Source organism: Dietzia sp. (genome assembly GCF_036741115.1).
GTDB lineage: Bacteria > Actinomycetota > Actinomycetes > Mycobacteriales > Mycobacteriaceae > Dietzia.
On sequence record NZ_DAINST010000114.1, the window covers coordinates 1 to 4,688 of the forward strand.

Here is a 4,688-nt window from a genome sequence, read left to right on the forward strand (position 1 = left end):
GCGCAGGCCCCGCGGGTCGACGAGTTCGTTGAGGATCTGCAGTTCGAGCTCGGAGGGCGCGCGCGTCTCCGGCGCGGAGTCGAGCCCCTCGATCTCGAATCCCGTGTTCGCGCGGACCTCTTCGGCCGACACCCCGGGATGCAGCGAGCGTGCGCGCATTGCCCCGCCTTCGCCCTCGAAATCGAACGAACCGAGGTTCGTGACCACCCGGTGCAGGTGATGGAAGCGGAACGCCGGATCGCCGGGGGCGTAGCGGTCGTAGCCGATCCCGGAGATCACGTCGACGGACTCGCCGAACACCCGCGCCGAGTGCTTGGCGACCCAGTAGCTCGTCGGGTGGTTGATGGTGTTGCCCGGCGCGCCGCGCACGCCGAACATCTGCCGCTTGGGCTGCTCGAGCGGCCCGAACGCGGAGATGTTCTGGTTGCCGTATTTGTCGAGCTGGTTGGCGCCCATGACGACGTGGCGGCGGCCGCCGGCCAGGACCTCGAAGACCCGGCCGAACGGGATCCAGCCCTCGATGTCCTCGACCTTTCCCACGGGGGGCGTGGAACCGAGGAATCGCGATTCCCCGTCGGAGATGAGGAGATCCGGTTCGGTGGTGAGGCGCGCGAGGCGAGCGCCGACGGTGGCCATCGGGGTCATCGGGGAGGCGAAAATCTCGCCGGCTCCGGCGAAGATCTCGGCGCACGCGATGGCGCAGTAGTCCGCGCGCTCGATGCTCTGTGCGGAGTCGTTGGGGCTGCTCACTTGCGGTCTCCCTTCGCGGCGGCCTCGGCGTCGAAGGCCTTGACGGCGGTCTGGTAGTCGTCCTCCGAGCCGGAAAGGAATCGCTCGTGGAACTCTGCCCACGCTGCGTCGTCCTTCGCCGCGGCGGCGTAGTGCTTCTGGAACGCCTCGTCGCGCACGTAGGAGCCGGAGAACGTGAAGTGGGCGCCGTTCGGCGCCTCGGCGATGGCGTCGACCTGCATGCGATTGAGGAGCATGCGCTCTGCGCCGACCTCGCGGAACAGCTCGTCGGCCGAGTCGACGATCTCGTCGACCTCGAGGAGACGCAGCTCGGCGGCGTTCGCGAAGAGGTCGTCCATGTACGGGTCGACGCCGGTATACGCGGCGTTGCCGTGACGGTCGGCCTTGTCGAGGTGGATGAGCGCCGCGTCGAGGCGCAGCGACGGCATCGCGAGGAGCCGCTCCTTCTCGCCCTCGGTGGAGGCGATGGGTCCGGAGTGCCCGTAGGGCGATTCGACGGTCGCGAGCTCGCCCTTCCAGAAATCGGGAACGGACGAGCCGAGGCCGGCGCGGACCGGCAGGTAGGGGAGGCGCTGGGCGGCGGCCTGGAGGCCCGCGCGCACCATGCCCTCGTCCATCTCGCGGACCTCGATCGAGCCCTCGGTGCGGCGGCGCGCGAACCACGGGTCGTAGAACGGCGCCGAGTCGAGGGAGACGAATCCGTAGTAAGCGCGAGCGACCTTGCCCGCGGAGCACAGCAGCCCGATGTCCGGGCCGCCGAAGGCCACCACGGTGAGGTCGGTGAGGTCCGAGCGCAGGATCGCGCGGACGAGCGCCATCGGCTTGCGGCGCGAACCCCAGCCGGCGATCCCGATGGTCATGCCGCTTTCGAGTCGGCCGACCATGTCGTCGAGGGTGGAGCGCTTGTCGCGCTTGGCGGGTGGAGTGTAAACCACGGCTCAGGAGTCCTTTCGCTGGTTCCGGGAAGTATCGAGGTTCCCTCCGGTGGAGACGAAGGCGTCGCGGTGTTCGTCGGCGACGCCCGCGAGGTTGAGCTCGAAGGTGAAGCCCTGCTCGAAGCGATACGACTTCTTGACGTCGACGGGATCGATCCCGTTGAGTGCCTCCTTCGCCGCCCGGATCACGCGCGTGTCCTTCGCGGCGATCCTCTCGGCGAGCTCGCGCGCGGTGGCGTCGAGCTGGTTCGAGGGCACCACGGCGTGCACGGTGCCCCACGCCTGGAGCTGCTCCGCCGTGACATTCTGGGAGGTGTAGTACAGGGTGCGCAGAGCGTGCGGTGGCACCATGCGTGCGAGGTGGGTCGCGGCGCCGAGCGCGCCGCGGTCGACCTCGGGAAGGCCGAAGACCGCGCCCTCGGAGGCGACGATCGAGTCCGCGTTGCCCACGAGCCCGATGCCGCCGCCGACGCAGAAGCCGTTGACCGAAGCGATCACGGGGACCTCGCACTCGTACACCGCCGCGAATGCGGCGTAGCAGCCGCGGTTCGCCGCGATCAGGTGGTCGAAGCCCGCGAAGTCCTGCATTTCCTTGATGTCGACGCCGGCGTTGAACCCGCGGCCCTCGGCGCGCAGGACGACCACCTTGACCGCGCGGTCCCGGCCGGCCTCGCGCAGCGCGTTGGCGAGCTCGAACCAGCCGGCCGACGGGATGGCGTTGACCGGCGGGTAGTCGACCGTGATGGTCGCGATCCCGCCGGGGTCCTTCTCGATCTCTATGCCCATCGGGCCACCTTTCGCACGTGCGCTCTGGCGCAATCCGAGCAAACAACCAAACGCTTGCTTGGTTGTTGTTACCGTAGCACCCATGAACGACGCGCAGACCGGATCCGCAGGGAACCTCTCCGAGGGCCCCGCGGCGAACCCCGCCAATGCCTCCGCCACGACCGCAGCCCTCGCGGGACTCGGCCTCGGTGGCCGCGTCGTGCTCGTCACCGGCGGCACCCGCGGCGTCGGCGGCGGCATCGCCCGCGCGCTCCGCGAGGCCGGCGCCACCGTCATCACCTGCGCCCGCCGCCCGGCCGAGGCGGCGGATCTCGCCGAACTCGAGTTCCACTCCGCCGACCTCCGGGATGCGGAAGCGGTCGCCGCGCTCGTCGACGACATCATCGCCCGCCACGGCCGCCTCGATGCCGTGGTCAACAACGCCGGGGGTGCGCCGTTCGCGCTCGCGGCCGATGCGAGCGCGAACTTCCACGCGAAGATCGTCGCGCTCAATCTCCTCGCGGGCCTCACGGTCGCGCAGGAGGCCCATCGGGTCATGACGGCGGACGGCGCCGCCCCCTCGCCGCCGGGAGGCGCGGCGATCGTCAATATCTCCTCGGTCTCCGCGCACCGGCCGTCGCCGGGAACCGCGTCGTACGGCGCGGCGAAGGCCGGCGTGGACTCCCTCACGCAGTCATTGGCCGTGGAATGGGCGCCGCGGGTCCGCGTCAACTCCGTGGTCGTCGGCCCGGTGCGCACCGAGCTCGCCGAAATGCACTACGGCGACGCCGCCGGGATCGCCGCCGTCGGCGAGACCATCCCGATGGGCCGGATAGCCGAGCCCGCGGACGTCGGGCAGGCCGTGGCGTTCCTGCTATCCCCGCTCGCGTCGTACATCACAGGCGCCGAGCTCCTCGTCCACGGGGGAGGGGAGCGCCCGGCGTTTCTCGCAGCCTCGACGGCGTCGAACCCCCGGGAAAATCAACAGAAGTAGAACGAAAGTAGGTCGGATATGGGTATCTGCGATGGACGTGTCGTCATCGTCACGGGCGCCGGGCGCGGGCTGGGGCGCGAGCACGCGCTCGCGTTCGCCGCGGCGGGCGCGAAGGTGGTGGTCAACGACCTCGGCGCCGGTCTCGACGGCTCGAACACCGGGGAACACCCCGCGGAGCAGGTCGTCGCCGAGATCGTCGCGGAGGGCGGAGAGGCCGTGGTCAACGGAGCGGACGTCTCCGATTGGGAGCAGGCCAAGAGCCTCGTGCAGCAGGCGATCGACACGTTCGGCGCGCTCGACACGGTGGTCAACAACGCCGGGTTCCTCCGGGACAAGATGCTCGTCTCAATGTCGGAGGACGAGTGGGACAACGTCACCCGAGTGCACCTCAAGGGCCATTTCGCCGTACTCCACCACGCGGCCGCGTACTGGCGCGCGGAGTCCAAGGCGGGCCGGGCGCGCGCGGCGCGCGTCGTCAACACCACATCCGGCGCGGGGCTGTTCGGCTCGGTCGGGCAGGGGAACTACGCGGCCGCCAAGGCGGGCATCGCGCTGCTCACCATCCAGGCCGCGGCCGAGATGGGCGGCTACGGAATCCAGCTCAACGCCATCGCCCCGTCTGCCCGCACCCGGATGACTACGTCCGCCGGCGAATCCATGGCCTCCGCGATGGCGGCACCGGAGGACGGCACGTTCGACGCGATGCACCCCGGCAACGTCTCGCCGCTGGTCGTGTGGCTGGGCTCGGCCGAGTGCGAGGTCACGGGGCGGGTGTTCGAGACCGAGGGCGGCAAGGTCACCGTGTGCGACGGCTGGCAGCGCGCCGGCACGGCCGACAAGGGCGAGCGCTGGAAGCCCGAGGAGCTCGGCGATGTCGTGCCGCGGCTCATCGCGGAGTCGCCGGAGCCCGTGCCGGTCTACGGCGCGCGCTAGGCAGTATCTAGGAGTTCACCGGCCGTCGCAGGAAGATCGAAGTCCGCGGGAGGCCGGCGGCGCAGCCGGGTCGAACCGGCTGCGGCAGGCGAAACAGGCGAGGGCGGCCCCGGCTCACCAGGGCCGCCCTCGCCTGTGTGTTGGGGGAAGGGGGCAGAACCTAGATGCGTTCGATGATCGAGGCGGAGGCCTGGGCGCCACCGGCACACATCGTCACGAGCGCGCGATGCCCGTCGGTGCGCTCGAGCTCGTGCAGCGCCGTGGTGATGAGCCGGGAGCCGGTCGAGCCGACCGGGTGCCCGATCGCGATC

5 protein-coding genes and 1 pseudogene are annotated in these 4,688 nt (G+C 70.5%); 2 read left to right on the forward strand and 4 right to left on the reverse strand.

Features of this window, described 5'->3' with window-relative positions; all coding sequences use genetic code 11:
• From V7E05_RS13235 to V7E05_RS13245, 3 genes are all read right to left on the reverse strand, one after another.
• The coding region (locus tag V7E05_RS13235) for a CoA-transferase subunit beta (RefSeq protein WP_333620110.1) at window positions 1-750 on the reverse strand (750 nt) is incomplete at its 3' end.
• On the reverse strand, window positions 747-1,634 hold the full coding sequence (locus V7E05_RS13240) for a CoA transferase subunit A (protein ID WP_333620115.1): 888 nt from the start codon (window positions 1,632-1,634) through the stop codon (window positions 747-749). The genes V7E05_RS13240 and V7E05_RS13235, both read right to left, overlap by 4 nt.
• Window positions 1,635-1,688: 54 nt before the next feature.
• Window positions 1,689-2,471, reverse strand: coding sequence for an enoyl-CoA hydratase family protein (locus tag V7E05_RS13245; RefSeq protein WP_333620111.1), 783 nt, complete (start codon window positions 2,469-2,471; stop codon window positions 1,689-1,691).
• 82 nt (window positions 2,472-2,553) lie between these two features.
• Here V7E05_RS13245 and V7E05_RS13250 point away from each other — a divergent pair, with 82 nt between their 5' ends.
• Entirely contained in the window at window positions 2,554-3,444 is an 891-nt protein-coding gene (locus tag V7E05_RS13250) for an SDR family oxidoreductase (protein WP_333620112.1), read from the forward strand.
• 18 nt (window positions 3,445-3,462) lie between these two features.
• Entirely contained in the window at window positions 3,463-4,377 is a 915-nt protein-coding gene (locus tag V7E05_RS13255; protein ID WP_333620113.1) for an SDR family oxidoreductase, read from the forward strand.
• A gap of 160 nt (window positions 4,378-4,537) precedes the next feature.
• Here the strand turns inward: V7E05_RS13255 and V7E05_RS13260 are convergent.
• Window positions 4,538-4,688, reverse strand: a pseudogene (locus V7E05_RS13260) (steroid 3-ketoacyl-CoA thiolase); the annotation flags it as partial.

What these genes read in the sequence shown, in the direction of transcription:
- V7E05_RS13240 (WP_333620115.1), bottom strand. Translation starts at nt 1,634, where the DNA reads ATGGTCGGCCGACTCGAAAGCGGCATGACCATCGGGATCGCCGGCTGG.
- V7E05_RS13245 (WP_333620111.1), bottom strand. Translation starts at nt 2,471, where the DNA reads ATGGGCATAGAGATCGAGAAGGACCCCGGCGGGATCGCGACCATCACG.
- V7E05_RS13250 (WP_333620112.1), top strand. Translation starts at nt 2,554, where the DNA reads ATGAACGACGCGCAGACCGGATCCGCAGGGAACCTCTCCGAGGGCCCC.
- V7E05_RS13255 (WP_333620113.1), top strand. Translation starts at nt 3,463, where the DNA reads ATGGGTATCTGCGATGGACGTGTCGTCATCGTCACGGGCGCCGGGCGC.